The organism is Halorubrum sp. SP9 (assembly GCF_005435015.1).
Lineage (GTDB): Archaea > Halobacteriota > Halobacteria > Halobacteriales > Haloferacaceae > Halorubrum > Halorubrum sodomense.
Genome location: NZ_SGXU01000046.1, coordinates 1 through 14,855, shown reverse-complemented (window position 1 = coordinate 14,855; position 14,855 = coordinate 1). Strand labels below are relative to the sequence as shown.

Sequence of the window (14,855 nt, the reverse complement as noted above, 5' to 3'; positions counted from 1 at the left end):
CTGTGGAGCGGGGCGTCGCGGGCGGGGCGGGCGAGGCGGGGCTCGCGGGCGGAGCGGGCGGAGTACGCCCGCCGTACCGGCGTCGCCGCGATCCGGTGGTTTGACCTGCCGACGCGCAGAGCGAGCGGTATGAACAAACGCGGCCACGTCCTCAACGGCCTGCTGCTCGCGCTGGGACTCGGGTTCATCGTCGAACCCGGGCTCGGCGCCGCGACCGCGACGACCGTCGCCGAGATCACCGTTCCGGTCGTGTTGGGGGCGCTGTTCCCCGACGTCGACACCGCATTCGGGCGCCACCGGAAGACGCTCCACAGCCTCCCCGTGCTGGCCGTCTTCCTCGCGTACCCGATACTCTTCGGGAACCTCCAGTACGTGTGGATCGGGGTGTTGACGCACTACGTTCTCGACGTGGTCGGAAGCCGGCGAGGGATCGCGCTGTTCCACCCGCTCTCGGACCGGGAGTTCGGGATGCCGACCGGCGTGACGACGAGCAGCAAGTACGCCGACCTCGTCACCGTGATCGTCACCGGGATCGAGCTGGCGGCGTTCTGGGCCATCCACACCTACGTCGTCACCCTCGACCTCGACCTGTCCGCGGCCTCGCAGGCCGCGACCGGATTCGGGTTGTAGCCCGTCCGACCCGTCGCCGGGCGCGCCTAGCGACCGCCGGCCGGTCGTCTCAGTCGTAGACGCTCACGTCGTCGAACCGGCCCTCGTAGGCGACGTTCGACGGGAGGGTGGGCTCGTTGCCGGAGAGGAACATCCGGTCGAGCTTCGCCCACGTGTTCTCGTAGCCGAGGTGCGCGAACTCGATAAGCCCGCGGATCCGGTGCCCGGCGCCGCCCCGGTGGATCACCTTTCGGGGGCGCCGTTCGCGGAACGCGTCGACGATCGCTTCCGCCTCGTCGAGGTCGTCCTCGAAGGCCGTCCACGCCTCGCCGACCGTCGCGGGAAGGTGGGCGTACGACGAGCCGAAGCCGGCGCAGTCGGTCGCTTCGGCGGTCCGACGCGCCCGGGCGTTCTGGTGAGGAAGGAGCTTGGTGTTGTACGTCTCGACGGCGTCGATCCGCTCGGCGTGCGCGTCGACTTCGGGCCGCGTGAGCGAGATGGTGGCGAAGCCCGGGTGGGGGACGAGCACGGCGGCGTCCTGACGCTCGAACTCGGCCATCGCGCCCTCGAAGGTGATGTAGTCGGGGACCGGCTCGGAGAGCCCGATCACGAGGAGGTGCCGTCGGTTGCCCCAGTCGCCGGTGAACACCTCGCGACCTGGGACGACCGTCAGCTCGTCGTCGGAGTACCGGGCCGCCCGCTCGCGGACCGTCGGGAGCCGCGTGAAGTGCGGCGCGTACACGAGCGCGTCGATCCCGCGGGCCTTCGCGCGGGCGACGACCTCGTCGTCGAGCACCTTGACGTGGGCGTCGACGCGCGTTCTCGGTCGGGTCACGATGGGACGGTCGTCGCGCCCGCGCAAAGGCGTATCGTTCGACGACGGCGGTGCCGCGATCGCAGGTCCGTCGCCGGGTCGCGTGACGCGACGACGCGGCGACCCGGCGAGGCGGCGACGAGGAGCCGACGGTTTGGGAAACGGTTAATCCCCCTCGGGCGAGTGTTCGGGTATGGCCCCTCGCTGGACGTGCGGCATCGGCGACTGCGACGCCGGCTTCGACGACGTGGAAGCGGCGATCGTCCACCAGACGAACGACCACCAGCGCCACGAGTGTAAGGTGTGCGGGACCATCGTCCCCGACGGCTACTTCGCGATCCGCCACGCGTTCGACGAGCACACCCGCGCGGAGTTCGTCCGCGCGTACGACGCCGACTCGGCGGCCGTCCGCCGCCGCGAGGAGATCAAAGGCGAAATCGAGGCCGCGGCCGACCTCCAGCGGGTGGTCGAAGAGCTCGATCAGGGCGTCTAACCGGACCGTCGACCCCGCGTCACAGGACCCGCTTCCCGAAGGCGCTCGCGGCCAGTTCCGTCGCCAGCTCGGCCGTCTCGTTGTGTTGGTCCAGCGTCGGATTCACCTCGACGATCTCCATCGACCGGAGCGCGTCGGTCTCGTCGACGATCTCCATCGCGCTGTGCGCCTCGCGGTAGGTGACCCCGCCGCGGACGGGCGTCCCGACGCCGGGCGCGGCGTTCGGGTCGAGCCAGTCCAGATCGAGGCTAACGTGGATCCCGTCGACGCCCGCGGACGCGACGGAGAGCGCCTCCTCCGTGACCTCCGTGATCCCCCGCTCGTCGATGTCGGACATCGTGTACGCGGCGAAGCCGCGCTCCCTGATCAGCGCCGCCTCCGCCTCGTCGACCGAGCGGAGCCCGACGAGCGCGACGTTCTCCGGAGAGAGTCCCGGCGCGGTCGCCCACTCGGAGTCCGCGAACTCGTCGATCCCGAGCGCGGCGGCGAGCGGCATGCCGTGGACGTTGCCCGAGGGCGTCGTTGAGGGGGTGTTGAGGTCGGCGTGCGCGTCGAACCACACGGCGCCGATCTCCGCGTCGCGCGCCGACCCGGAGAGGCTCCCGATGGCGATGGAGTGGTCGCCGCCGAGCGCGAGCGGCACCTCGCCGTCCGCGAGCGTCGCGGCGACCTCGTCGCCGAGCCGGCGGCAGACGTCGGCCGTCTCGCGGAGGAACTTCGCCTTCCCCTCGCTGGGGGCGTCGGCGTCCGGGTCGCGCTCCTCGGCCCGCGGGACGAGGAGGTCGCCCGCGTCCACCGTCTCGACGCCCGCGCCGGCGAGCTGGTCGGCGAGCCCGCCGTACCGGATCGCGGACGGCCCCATATCGACGCCGCGTCGGTTCGCCCCGTAGTCGGTCGGCGCGCCGATGATCCTGACCGTGGTCATACCGGCTACGCGGCGCGCCGGCGCTTCAATGGTGGGGATCGACGCGCTCCCGTCGGCACCGGTCCGTCGGTGGTCCCGCGCGCCCGCCTCGCCGGATCGGACACCGTTTTGCGCCCGGCCCGCCACGGAGCGAGTATGAGCAGCTCCGATCCCCGCTCGGTCGATCCCGGCGACATCGAGCCGATCGGCGCGACGATCGCGGTCGCGTTCACCGGCGCGGCGATCGGACTCGCCGGCGCCGCGGCCTCGTTCGTCGCCCCCGACCTCGGCCTCGCCCTGATCGGCGTCGGCGTCGTCGTCGCGCTCTCGAGTCCGCTCGCGTACGTCCGGATGAAGCGGCTTCACGGCGAGTGAACCGGATCGGTCGGAATCGACCGCGTCCGGCGGTCGAGGCGGAATCCACGGGATCGTTTATAAAAGAGTTCCATCGCATTTAAGCGGGGGCGCGGTGTATTCGCCACCATGTCATCGATCGAGCTCACGTCGAGCCAGAAGAGCATCCTCACGGCCCTCATCAACCTGTACGGGGAACGGGAGGACGCCGTGAAAGGCGAGGCGATCGCCGAGGAGGTCGACCGCAACCCGGGGACGATCCGAAACCAGATGCAGAGCCTCAAGGCCCTCCAGCTGGTCGAAGGGGTACCCGGTCCGAAGGGCGGCTACAAGCCCACCTCGAACGCCTACGAGGCGCTCGACATCCAGCGCATGGACGAGCCGGCAGACGTCCCGATCTTCCACGAGGGCGAGGAGGTCGAAGGCGTCAACGTCGACGGGATCGACCTCTCCAGCGTCCACCACCCGGAGCTGTGTCGCGCCGAGATCCACGTCCAGGGCTCGGTCCGCGACTTCCACGAGGGCGACAGCGTCACCGTCGGTCCGACGCCGCTCTCGAAGCTCGTCGTCGACGGCACCGTCGACGGCAAAGACGACACGGCGAACACGCTCATCCTGCGGATCGACGACATGCGAGCGCCCGACGAGCCGGCCGAACACTGACTGCGGAAACGAGGTTCAGGCCGCTTCGGGACACGTTCTACCGGGAATAAGGGACTGACTCGTCGACGAGAAGAGTCGGAGTTCGGAACCGAAGGCCGCGTCGGTGAGAGGAGTCGCCCGCGCTTACATATCGCCGAACGCGCCGACGGCGCGGCCCGCGGAGGAGACCTTGTTGATCCAGCGCGTGGCGATGGCCTTCTTCAGCAGCTTCGCGGGCGTGCCGCCGAACGTCTTGATCGGCATGCCCATCACGTCGTGGGCGACCGCCTCCTCGCCGACGGAGATGACGGTCCCCTTGTCCTTGTGGGTCCACGAGCGAAGCGGCGCGCCGCGAGCGGCGCGAGCGAGGTTCTCGCCCGCGACCTCGGCGGCCTGCCAGGCGGCCTGCGCGGTCGGCGGGGCGACGTCGTCGTCGCCCTGCTCGACGAGGGCGGTGTCGCCGATGGCGAACACGCGGTCGTCGCTCGTGGCGAAGTCGGAGCCGGCGTGGACGCGGTTCGAGCGGTCGTCCTTCTCGACGTCGACGCTCTCCAGCTCGGGCTGGCCCGTGATGCCGCCGGTCCAGATCAGCACGTCGTAGCCGAGTTCCTCCGGTTCCTCGTCGTCGCCGCCGCCGAGGTAGACCGCGTCCTCGTCGGCCTTCGAGATGAAGTCGCCGGTGAGGATCTCGACATCCGCGTCCTCCAGCCGCTGGCGGAGCGCGCCCTGGATCTGCGGGTCGTTCCCGGGGAAGACCTCGTCGAGGCCCTCGACGAGCTTGATCTCGATCGGCGCGCGGTGTTTGTCGCGGTACTCGGCGATCTCGCCCGCGGTCTGGATGCCGGAGAGGCCGGCGCCGCCGACGATGACCTCGACGGGATCGGACCGGGTCGCCTCGGCGGCCGCCTCGCGGACGTCCTCGTGGATCGCCTTGGCGTCGTCGAGCCCCTTCAGCTGGTGGGCGTTCTCCTCGAGCCCCTCGATGCCGAAGAAGGCGGTCGTTGAGCCGACGCCCAAGAGGAGGTAGTCGTAGTCGACGGCCGTCCCGTCGTCGGTCTCGACGACGCGCTCGTCGGTGTCGACGTCGACGACGCGGCCCTTGACGAAGTCGGACTGAGCCGACTTGATCTCGTCGACGGGGATCGTGATCTTGTCTTCGACCGCGGGGTTGCGGATCGCGCGGTGGACCTCGTGTAAGACGAGGTGGTAGTCGTGTTCCGAGATCCACGTGAGCTCGGCCTCTCCCTCGCCGACCTCGTCTTCGAACGCCTTCACCGCCCCTGCCCCGGCGTACCCGGAGCCGACGACGACGACCTGTGTACTCATGCGTGTAGCTCCGCGGTGCGCAGATAAAGTCGCTTTGGAACGGTCGCGTATCGCGAACGCAGCGCGGACACGAGCCCGCTACAGCGAGAGACCGGCGTGCCAGCGGTCCGCGCCCGCCTCGCGTTTCACCTCGTCCATCCGCGCGAGCAGCTTCACCGCCAGGCTCGCGGTCTCGGCCGCGCGCGACTCGCCCTCCGTCCGGAACTCGCCGGTGATCCGGTTCGCGTAGACGGAGCAGACCGCGCCGGCCCGGAGGCCGTACACGTTCGCGATTGTGAGGATCGCGGACGCCTCCATCTCGATGTTCTTCACGTTCGCGTTCTGAAGCTCCGCGACCAGTTCGTCCGAGCCGGCGGCCTCGAACCCCTCGAACCCGGCGCGACCCTGCCCGGCGTAGAAGGAGTCGGCGCTCATCGTGACGCCGGTGTGGTAGTCGTGACCGAGTCGCTCGGCGGCGGCGACGAGCGCGGAGACGACCTCGCCGTCGGCGGTCGCGGGGTAGTCCTCGCGGACGTACTCGTCGCTCGTCCCCTCCTGTCGGACGCCGCCGGTCGTGATCACCAAGTCCCCCACGTCCATCTCCGGCTGGATCGCGCCGCAGGACCCGACCCGAATGAACGTGTCGACGCCGACGCGCGCGAGCTCCTCGACCGCGATGGCGGCCGACGGCGAGCCGATCCCGGTGGAGGTGACGGAGATCGGGGCCCCGTCGTAGCTCCCGGTCGCGGTGCGGTACTCGCGGTGGCGCGCGACCTCCTCGGACTCGTCCCACAACGCCGTGATCTTGTCGACGCGCTCCGGGTTCCCCGGGAGGAGGACCGCGTTCGCGACGTCTTCGGGCGCGGCCTCGACGTGGTAGCCGGCGCCGTCGTTCGGGTCCTCGCTCTCGGCGTCGGCGGCCGGGGAGTCCGCGTCGGGTTCGTCGGTCATGTCCCCGCGGTTGGAGGAGCCGTCTCAAACCAGTTCCGGCTCGCGACGGGGACGGCACCTTATCGACCGGCTCGCACATCTCCGGCGGCGTGGCACGGCGGTGGGATCTGAGTCGCGGTCGGCCCCCGCCCCCCGTAACGCCGGCGAGAATGCCGGACCGAGATCCGCGGCGCGGCCGACGCGTCGCCCGCGCCGCGTCAGTTCGCTTCCGGGTCGCCGTCGGCCGCGTCGGCCGCGGTCGCCGCCGCGTCGTCGAGCGTCCCCTCGGAGATGGTGTTCGGGAGCAGTTCGCCCAGCGTGTACTCCGTGACCGCGTCGTCGCCCTCGTCGCAGGCGACGACGAGGTCGTCGGCCGCGAACTCCGCGAGCGTCTGCCGGCACATCCCGCAGGGCGTGACGCCGTCGCGGACGCCGGAGGAGACCGCGATCCGGTCGAACTCGCGGTGACCGTTCTTCACCGCCTCCGCGATTGCGACCTCCTCGGCGTGGAGGCTGTTGGAGTAGTTCGCGTTCTCGATGTTACAGCCGGTGTAGACGGTGCCGTCGGCGGTCCGGAGCGCGGCGCCGACGCGGTACTCGGAGTACGGGACGTGGGCGGCCGCTGAGGCGTCGCGCGCCGCGGCGATCAGCTCGTCATCGTCCATACCGACGGATGACGCGGCGCGCCGATAACTGTACTGTGTCGCGGATACGCTGATCGATATCTGGAGGGCTATTTGAACGAGGTTAGACTACGAATAGATATCCCAAATAAGCCATCAGGGCAACTGCGAGAGTTGCGATTGCTAGCTTCAGAACTCTACCAGAATCTTCCGGGGTACCAGAGTCTTCATCACCGGGGCTGATCGATTGGATGTCCTCCTCGTAATCTGGATCCGAAAGACTGCCGTCGGGATTCACGTCTGGACTCGAAAAACGCTCTGCCCGTTCCTGTTCTAATTTATCAGTCCGTGTTTTTCGCTCCTGTTGCTTTTTTCGCGTCCGCTCTTGGTAACGCTCCGCGACAGTCGTTGCCGACTCGGTCTCATCCTGCTCACGCTCTTCACAATTAGGCCGGTGGCCAGCAACGTGCTCCCCACAATACGGCTCACCACAGTGTGGACATCCTGCGATTTCGTGTTCACGAAGGCGCTTGCCGCAGTTCACGCACTCTGCGGTCGGCACATCTGATTGATTTCCGTCCCACCTTCCACCTTCCGAAGAGCTTGATGATGAGGCTACATTTGAAAGGCGAAATTCCTCTTTAAACCACGGCTTAACGCTATTCTCTTCCTGATTTAGCTCCCGTTCAGCCGCTTCGGCCTTTAATTGGATACAGTCGTGCTCTTCGGGCAAGCGATGTTCCACACAAAACTGCTGGTCACACCCTTTACAAGTATATGGGAGCCGATCTACATCGCGACCGCAGTGGTCGCATTCCATACGACCTCTTTGATTAGAAACAAGTTATCTTTTCTGGCAGGACGAGACGTTTACGGGGGTATTGAGAGTCCGATTTACGCGCAGAACATCTGTGTAGCGTACACTTTATTTTCATCAGTAATTGTAATCCCGACTCCTGTTTCCGACCACCGCGTTCTGAGCATATTTTCACGATGGCCGGGAGAGTTCATCCACTGACGTGTCAGAGATTTCGCAAGTTCCTCTTCGTCGGTTAGGTATTCCGTACCGGATTCGGTTTTTATGTCTTCAAATACCCACGATTGAGCTACATTTTCACCGCCGGTAAGACAGGATGCTTGTGACAGTCGTTCGTCAGTGGTAGAACCAGGTAGATCGTGTGCTAACTCGTCGTGGGACGCCATATCATCGCTGTGTAGGCGGGATTGTTGGTTGAGATTGGTTGATTCTGATAGTCGAGATAAGCCACGCTCTGATCGTCTCTGATTCACTTCTTCGTGGACCAGTTGTTCCACCTGTGTTTTGTTTATTTCAGCAGATTCAGTTACGTTCGATACTGTACTCGAAATTGGAGAAACGACCTGTTCCTGCGGAGAATTGATTGGACCGAAACCAGCCTGCCCTGCGATTAGTACGAGTACAGCGGCCATAATCGCAAACTTCGAGATCTTCCACAGTCCCGTAGCTGGATACTTTCGCGTGAACTTGAGAAATCCGATTATATTACTGCCGATCCAATATGGGATTGAGATCAGTAGCCAAAAAACATCAGCCACCCCCGACAGGGAGTTACTTGACCCAGATGATCTTTCTTTTGCTTGAGCTGAAGAGTAGTTTTCCCACGAGCGTTCGATGATCTGAACGTGAACACATTCGTGGTACTCAGGTAACCGGTGATCACTACAGTGGGTTTCGCCGCACCTGTTACAGGTATACGGCATCCCATCGATGTCGCGACCGCAGTGATCGCAGTCCATAGCAATCTCTTACTGACCAACTAGTTATTTTTATTGCCAGATTCTGTGTTCATGAATCGAGTCCACACTCGCAGCTCTCCATTCGAATCTCACGGCACTGCGACCGCAGCCTCACACCTCCCCAGCCTCGCCGCTCACTCGTGGGTTCCCGATGGTCACCCACGTCGTTCGCGGCGTCCCTCGCGCGGTGCTGTTCGCGGTCGCCTGCGGCGACCGCTCACAGGCACGCGCCACCGCGCGACAATCATTAAAAAGCGGCTCAATCTGCTAATTTAGTCGTCAGCCCACGCCGAGAAGCCGCCGTCGATGAGGGTATCGGCCTGCTGGCGGACGTACTCGCGCTGGGTGTCGTGGACCGCGGTCTCGAAGTCGTCGCCGTCGTCGAGCCGGGCGCGGACCCGGTCTCGCTTCCAGCTCGCCGGGGTCGTGCGGTTCGCGACTCGCCAGCGGAGCGGGGCCACCCATTCGGCGGCCTCGTCGGGGGCGCAGCCGGCGGTCCGGAGTCCGGCCTCCGCGTGGTCGAGGAGGTCCGCGTACAGTTCGTCGGTGTCGGTCGTGGGCTCCCCGTCGCGGCCGATCCACTCCATCTCTGCGTCGAGCCCGTCCGCGACCGCGGCGTAGAAGTTGTCGCGGGCGGTCTCCCAGTCGAGCCCGATGACGGGGTGTTCCCGCTGGGCGAGCGACTGCATCAGCCCCGCGAACACGCCCTGAAACGCGATGGAGTCGCGGACCGTGGGCTGGCCCGGGATCGGTCGGAACTCGATCCGAGCGTTGGCGGCCGAGCGACTCGACCCCTCGAAGACGGGACGAACCCACCGCCAGTAGCTGCCGTGTTTCGTTCGGAACGTCGCGAACGCGTCGTCGAACCGGTCGCTGCCGCCCGGGTCGGGCATGGGTATCAGCGTCTCGTCGCTCGCGATTCGGTCGACCGCGGTCTCGACGTCGTGGAAGTCCCGCGGGAACCGGACCTTGTCGGCGTCGGTCCGGGCGTTGAGGACCGACTCGAACACGTGGATTCGGTTCGCGGTCGCCCCCTCGGCGAGGGCGCGCTCGCCGTCCCAGTCGTCGTCGTACAGCGCCGGCGGGAAGAAGGGGGAGTTGGCGCCGAGCGCCAGCAGCGGGCCGGCGATCCGGAGCGCGTACCGGAAGTGCCGCGGGAGCGTCTCGGCGTGCGTCACCTGGTAGTGCGGCTGAATCGACGTGATGAGGCTCTCGGGCATCACCGTCTCCGCCGCCAGCGACACGCCCGGCGCGTCGAGCGTGACCGTGGGGCCGTCATCGGAATCGTCCCGACCCTCCCGGCGCGTGTTGGCCATCGCGTGATACCGCACCGCGTCGCTCATGTTGACCGCGACGACGACGCCGTCGACCTCGACGCTGTCGGTGAGGTACTCGCGGGCGGTCTCGCCCGCCGGCGGGATGGTCCAGAGCCCGTCGGAGACGAGCCGCATCCCCTCGACGCCGGCGGTGTTCTCCGCGGCCTCCAGCCGGGCGCGGACCTCTGCGAGCTGCGCTCCGAGGCCGTGGTCGGAGAGCGGCTGCGGGCTCGTACACATCTCGGCGTTGTGGAGCCCCAGCTCCTTCTCGAACCCCATCAGCTCCAGCATCCGGCGGGGCACGCGCATCAGCGCGTACTCGCCCGCCCGCGACTCCTCGCTCCACCGCCCGTCGCCGACCGCGTAGAACTCGTACTCGAAGCCGACGATCGACTGGTGGTTGTCGAAGGAGCCGTCGCGAAGCTCCTGTTTGACGATCTCGGCCTCCTCGGCCGCGCGCTCGGCGAACGCCTCGGCGTCGACCGAAAGCGCCTCCCGGACCCCGTCGGCGAGCGCGGACTCGGTGGTCATGCGACCGGGCAAGGACGCGGCGACGTGAAAAGGCCTCCGACCGCGAGAGCGCCTCCCGATCCGACGGGGGCCGCCAGCCGGTCTGATCCGACGGCGGCCGCCAGCCGGTCCGATCCGACGGCGGCCGCCGGGCCGACTACTGGTTCGCCGAGCGAGCGTCGAGCGCGACGGGGATCGACCGGCTCGCCACGTCGCCGGCGAACGCCTCCCCGTCGGCCTCCAGCAGGTCGAAGGTGTCGTAGTGGATCGGCACGACGAGGTCGGGAGCCATCGCCTCAGCGAGGTCGGCGGCCTCGTTGCGGTCGGAGACGATGCCGCCGCCGCCGACGTTCGCGAGGAAGACGGAAACGTCGAGCTCGGCGAACCCGTCCAGCGCGTCCGAGTCGCCGGGCCAGAAGACGGTGCGGCCGCCGAGCGAGAACAGGAAGCCGCAGCCGAACCCGGGCGGGTGCGCGACGGAGCCGTCGGCGTCGGCGTTCGGTCCCTCGGGGTCGTTGTGGGCGGGGACGGACCACACCCGCACCTCGCCGGCGGGCGTGTCGACGTCGACGCGCTCCTCCTCCCCGACGCGGACCACCTCGTAGTCGGCCGCGAGCGCGTCGATCGGCTCCACGTCGCGGTCGATACCGGCGGGGTCGACCGCGTCGTAGACCACGAGCGTCGCGTCCTCGCTCGCGACCGACCGGATCCCGTCACTGTCGTAGTGGTGGTCGTGGGTGACGACCACGAGGTCGCCGTCGCGCGCCCAGTAGTCGTCGAGGACGCCGTAGCGGCCGGGATCGGTGTAGACCACCGGCCCGTCGTCGGTCTCCAGCCGCGCCGTCGCGTAGCCGAGCCACTCCACCGCGAGCTCCTCGTAGCGGACCGTCATGTCACCGTCTGCGGCCGCGGGCGCCTTGAGGGTGGCTATCGGTCGCGGTCGCGCTCGGCGCCGCGGTCGACGCCGTCGACCTCCTCGGCGTCCGCGCCGTCGATCACGGAGAGGTCCCACGCCGCCGCGAGCGCCTCGTCGTCGAGCGAGCGCCCCAGCGCGTGTTCCGGAACCAAGGGCATCGGAATCGGAAGGTACCCCGCCTCGCGCAGCGCGGCGAACCCGCCGACCGTCTCGACGACGGTCCCGTCGTCGCCGCGCCGGACGCGAAACCGCTTGTCGTCAGGATCCCGGCGGTACGCGAAGGGGAACGCGTCGTCCGGCGGGGTCCGGAGGCTGTCGACGCCCGCGAGGACGGCGACCGCCTCTCCGTCGGCCTCGCAGACGAGCCGCGGGACCGTGGGCCGACCGTCGTCGTCGACGGCCGCGGCGTCCACGTCGGGGTGGGCCGGGACGGGGCCGGCGGGGGTGTCCGTCTCCCGCCACGCGAACGTCGGCTCGCCGAGGCCGTCGGCGCGGACGCAGGCGTAGCCGCCGCCCGCGACCGGGACCCGGTCCGGTCCGAGGTGGAACGTCCGCCGACCGTCGCGTCGCGCGGCGAGCAGCGGCGGCTCGGCGAGGAGGTCGCGCACGGCGGTCGCGGTGTCGGCGTCCCTGGCGACGAACAGGACGCGGCGGTCGCGGTCGAGCGCGTGGCCGAGCCGCGAGATTATCACGGTAGGCGTGGCGTCGCCCGTAGCGAGCGGCTCCACCGCGATCCGGTCGTCGCCGCGGGTCGCGACCGCCGGCGGCTCGGCGCCGCTCTCCGGGCGGGCGACCTCGAACCCCTCGGTCGCGAGCCGGTCGGCGGCCGCGTCGGTGAGGTCGCGCCGCGTCGCGTCGCCGAGCGGACCTGGCATACCCAATCGTACGCGCCCGAGGGTCAAGGGGTTTCGCGTGGCGGAACGCCGGCGGCGGCCGCGTCGCGAGTCGACCCCGCGTCGGATCAGTCGTCGCCGGCGAGCCGGCGGACCCGCGCGAGCGAGTCGGCGTCGTCGACGCCCTTGTCCTCGCGGACGCCGACGAACCGGGGGAAGCGGAGGGCGTAGCCGGCCGAGTACGTCGGGGAGGTCTGGATCTCCTCGTAGCCCACCTCGACCACCAGTTCCGGGTCGAACGCGACCGTCGTCCCCGCCTCGTCGACGACCTGCGGCTCCAGCCGCTCCGTGAGGTCCGCGAGCGCCTCGTCGGTGATCCCCGTGGCCACCTTGCCGACCGTGGCGTAGCCCGCGGGCGCGGGGTCGTCGCCGTCGGGGTCGGTGTCGTCCACGCGAACCGCGAGCAGGAACGTGCCGAACAGCTCCGCGCGGCGCCCTTCGCCCCACTCGGCGCCGACGACGACCGCGTCGAGCGTCTCCACGTCCGGCTTGCGCTTCAGCCAGTCGCGCCCGCGGTCGCCGGGGGTGTACGCCGCCTCGGGATTCTTCAGCATGACCCCTTCGTGGCCCGCGTCGAGGGCGGCCCGCTCCTCGGCCGCGACGGCTTCCGGGTCATCCGCGAGCGTGAGGTCCGCGGCCGCGTCGGACAGGACCGCCCGGAGCCGGTCGTGGCGGTCGCGGAGGGGGCGATCGAGCAGGTCGTCGCCGTCGGCGTGGAGGCAGTCGAAGGCGTGAAAGCGCAGCGAGACGGCGTCGCGCATGCGGTCGACGTCGTGCTTCCGCCGGAACCGACGGAGCACCTCCTGGAACGGGAGCGGGTCGCCGTCGTCGTCGACCGCGACGACCTCACCGTCGAGGATGATCGGGACGTCGACGCGATCGGCGACGTACTCGACGATCTCCGGGAGCGCCCCGGTCACGTCGTCCATGTTCCGCGAGTAGAGCCGCGGCCCGAGCCCCTCGGTTCTCCCCGGCCCGGCGTCGGCCGGCGCGTAGTGGACCTGGACGCGAGCGCCGTCGAACTTCGTCTCGACGGCGACCTCGCCGAAGGAGTCGACGGCGTCGACCGCGGTGCCCGCCTGCGCGAGCATCGCCTGGACCGGCCGGCCGACGCGAAGCGACTCCCCGCGGAGGCCAGCGGTCCCCTCGTCGCGGGCGCGCACCGCCACCCGGCCGTAGTCGTTCGTCACCTGGAGCGCGCGCTCGACGGCCGCGACCGCTTCCGCGGACGCGCGGAGTTCGGGCTCGTCCTCCGCGTCTGACTCCGCCTCGGACCCCCCGGGCGACGCGAGGAACGCCTCCGCGATCGCGTCCCGGACCGTCCCCTCGCCGACGCCGAGCCGCATCTCGCCGAGGACGAGTCGGGCGAGGAACGCCGCCTCGCTCGGTGAACACCGAGTGAACAGCCCGAACAGCGCGTCCTCCTTGCGCGACTCGCTCCCGTCGCCGCTCTCGGCCGCCAGCCCGCGAAGCGCCTCGTCGACCGCGGCCGCGGTGAGCGCGTCGCGGCCGCTCCCGAACGCGGCGAGTCCCCGCTGCCCGCCGAAGTCGTACGCGGCCGCGACGGCGCCGATCTCGCCGCGCTCCGCGAGGCGGTCTTCGACGTCGGCCGCGGAGACGTTCGGGCCCGCGGCGCGGGCGATCGCCTCGCGGCAGCGCGCCGGCCCGACGTCGAGGGTCCGGGTGTCGTGGGCCGGGAAGACGCGTCCGAGGAGGAACCGAACGACGACGGGGAGGTCGTCGGTCGGGCCGTCGCCCTCAACGCCTCCCGCGGCGCCGGCGTCCGCGAGCAGCTCTGCGACGGCGAGGGTCGTCTCGATGTCGCCGTCGTTCGCGGCCACCCCTTCCGCCCGTTCCGCCAGCGCGGCGAACTCCATACGCGTCGGGTCGGCGGCCGCCGGGCAAAAGCGGCCCGATGCGGACGCGCGAACCGAGCAAACGCGAGCCGATTCGGACGCGCGAACCGAGCAAACGCGAGCCGGTGCCGACGCGCGTCGAGACCAACCCCGGCGTCGCGGTCGGGGGAAACGGCGACCGAGACGCGAACGGAAACGGCCGTCGGGGAACCGCTTTTCACCTCCGGTCTCGTACGGCTCTCTATGTACGTCCGCGACGCCAAAAACCGTGACGAGGCGTGGTTGTTGGACGCGATCGAGCGGCTCGGGCTCGATGACGTCGCCTTCCGGTCACGGGACTACGTGATCGCGGTCGACGAGGAGTCCGGGGACCGGGCGGGCTTCGGTCGGCTTCGCCTCCACCGCGGCGACGAGGACGAGGAGAACCGGATCGAGCTCACCGGCATCGGCGTCCTGCCGGATTGGCGGCACCGCGGGGTCGGGGCGCACGTCGTCGAGCGGCTCGTCGACACCGCGGCCGCGGACGGGTTCGAGGCGGTGTACGTGCTCACGGACCAGCCCGAGTACCTGACGCAGTTCGGTTTCGAGCGCGTCGACACCGACGATCTCCCGCCCGCGCTCTCGGACCGCCTCACCGAAAAGCGGGAGTTCCTCGGCGGCGACGTGGTCGGCCTCGAACTGGCCGTCGACGAGTTCGAGATGCCGAGCCGGCTCCGAAAGGCGTTCAAAGACGCCGAGCCGACCGACGACGACGAGCCGGAGGAGTCCGCCGAGGACTTCGGCATCGACCCGGACTCGGCGACGTACAAGTACGACACCGGTCGCTGAGCCGCGAGACCGACTATTCTCCGCGGTCGCTGTGGCGCGTGCCTGCGAGCGGCCGCCATCGGCGGCCGCGAGACAGCACGCGCGAG

At 69.1% G+C, this 14,855-nt stretch carries 16 protein-coding genes; 5 read left to right on the top strand and 11 right to left on the bottom strand.

The genetic code is table 11. The features are described 5' to 3' along the window. Nucleotides 1-129 precede the first annotated feature (129 nt). Nucleotides 130-630 carry a metal-dependent hydrolase gene (locus EXE45_RS15410; RefSeq protein ID WP_092921199.1) on the top strand — a complete coding sequence of 167 codons (501 nt, stop codon included), beginning with the start codon at nucleotides 130-132 and terminating at the stop codon, nucleotides 628-630. 49 nt (nucleotides 631-679) lie between these two features. Here EXE45_RS15410 and EXE45_RS15405 read toward each other — a convergent pair whose 3' ends face one another. Further along, nucleotides 680-1,471 carry a PHP-associated domain-containing protein gene (locus EXE45_RS15405; RefSeq protein ID WP_092921198.1) on the bottom strand — a complete coding sequence of 264 codons (792 nt, stop codon included), beginning with the start codon at nucleotides 1,469-1,471 and terminating at the stop codon, nucleotides 680-682. Nucleotides 1,472-1,616: 145 nt separating this feature from the next. Between EXE45_RS15405 and EXE45_RS15400 the strand changes: the two genes are divergently transcribed. Next, nucleotides 1,617-1,916 (top strand): hypothetical protein, encoded by a 300-nt coding sequence (locus EXE45_RS15400; protein WP_092921197.1) that lies wholly within the window; start codon nucleotides 1,617-1,619, stop codon nucleotides 1,914-1,916. Nucleotides 1,917-1,935: 19 nt separating this feature from the next. Here the strand turns inward: EXE45_RS15400 and rocF are convergent, their stop codons facing one another. Further along, nucleotides 1,936-2,841, bottom strand: a complete 906-nt coding sequence (gene rocF, locus EXE45_RS15395) for an arginase (protein WP_092921196.1) — start codon at nucleotides 2,839-2,841, stop codon at nucleotides 1,936-1,938. Nucleotides 2,842-2,976: 135 nt separating this feature from the next. On the opposite strand from rocF, the gene EXE45_RS15390 reads away from it, so the two are divergent. Together EXE45_RS15390 and EXE45_RS15385 are read left to right on the top strand one after the other, a co-directional pair. After that, nucleotides 2,977-3,195, top strand: coding sequence for a hypothetical protein (locus EXE45_RS15390; protein WP_092921195.1), 219 nt, complete (start codon nucleotides 2,977-2,979; stop codon nucleotides 3,193-3,195). 108 nt (nucleotides 3,196-3,303) lie between these two features. Then, nucleotides 3,304-3,837 (top strand): Rrf2 family transcriptional regulator, encoded by a 534-nt coding sequence (locus tag EXE45_RS15385; RefSeq protein ID WP_092921194.1) that lies wholly within the window; start codon nucleotides 3,304-3,306, stop codon nucleotides 3,835-3,837. A 123-nt stretch (nucleotides 3,838-3,960) separates the two neighbouring features. Here the strand turns inward: EXE45_RS15385 and EXE45_RS15380 are convergent, their stop codons facing one another. The 9 genes from EXE45_RS15380 to ligA form a co-directional block, all read right to left on the bottom strand. Beyond that, nucleotides 3,961-5,142 (bottom strand): NAD(P)/FAD-dependent oxidoreductase, encoded by a 1,182-nt coding sequence (locus EXE45_RS15380; protein ID WP_137694824.1) that lies wholly within the window; start codon nucleotides 5,140-5,142, stop codon nucleotides 3,961-3,963. A gap of 78 nt (nucleotides 5,143-5,220) precedes the next feature. Next, complete coding sequence (locus EXE45_RS15375) at nucleotides 5,221-6,072, bottom strand: nucleoside phosphorylase (RefSeq protein WP_092921192.1); 852 nt, start codon at nucleotides 6,070-6,072, stop codon at nucleotides 5,221-5,223. Nucleotides 6,073-6,269: 197 nt separating this feature from the next. Beyond that, a complete protein-coding gene (cdd, locus tag EXE45_RS15370; protein ID WP_137694823.1) occupies nucleotides 6,270-6,716 on the bottom strand; it encodes a cytidine deaminase in 447 nt (148 codons plus the stop codon). Nucleotides 6,717-6,798: 82 nt separating this feature from the next. Next, nucleotides 6,799-7,494 (bottom strand): AN1-type zinc finger domain-containing protein, encoded by a 696-nt coding sequence (locus tag EXE45_RS22020; protein ID WP_137694822.1) that lies wholly within the window; start codon nucleotides 7,492-7,494, stop codon nucleotides 6,799-6,801. 74 nt (nucleotides 7,495-7,568) lie between these two features. Next, nucleotides 7,569-8,450, bottom strand: coding sequence for a CAP domain-containing protein (locus tag EXE45_RS15360; protein WP_137694821.1), 882 nt, complete (start codon nucleotides 8,448-8,450; stop codon nucleotides 7,569-7,571). A 272-nt stretch (nucleotides 8,451-8,722) separates the two neighbouring features. Next, on the bottom strand, nucleotides 8,723-10,297 hold the full coding sequence (locus tag EXE45_RS15355; RefSeq protein ID WP_137694820.1) for a hypothetical protein: 1,575 nt from the start codon (nucleotides 10,295-10,297) through the stop codon (nucleotides 8,723-8,725). A 136-nt stretch (nucleotides 10,298-10,433) separates the two neighbouring features. Continuing rightward, nucleotides 10,434-11,168 (bottom strand): MBL fold metallo-hydrolase, encoded by a 735-nt coding sequence (locus EXE45_RS15350; protein WP_137694819.1) that lies wholly within the window; start codon nucleotides 11,166-11,168, stop codon nucleotides 10,434-10,436. A 35-nt stretch (nucleotides 11,169-11,203) separates the two neighbouring features. Further along, nucleotides 11,204-12,067, bottom strand: a complete 864-nt coding sequence (locus tag EXE45_RS15345; RefSeq protein ID WP_137694818.1) for a hypothetical protein — start codon at nucleotides 12,065-12,067, stop codon at nucleotides 11,204-11,206. An 86-nt stretch (nucleotides 12,068-12,153) separates the two neighbouring features. Next, nucleotides 12,154-13,962: an ATP-dependent DNA ligase LigA gene (ligA, locus tag EXE45_RS15340; RefSeq protein ID WP_137694817.1), complete on the bottom strand. Its 1,809-nt coding sequence runs from the start codon at nucleotides 13,960-13,962 to the stop codon at nucleotides 12,154-12,156. A gap of 222 nt (nucleotides 13,963-14,184) precedes the next feature. Here ligA and EXE45_RS15335 point away from each other — a divergent pair, with 222 nt between their 5' ends. Next, complete coding sequence (locus EXE45_RS15335) at nucleotides 14,185-14,769, top strand: GNAT family N-acetyltransferase (protein ID WP_092921186.1); 585 nt, start codon at nucleotides 14,185-14,187, stop codon at nucleotides 14,767-14,769. Nucleotides 14,770-14,855 lie beyond the last annotated feature (86 nt).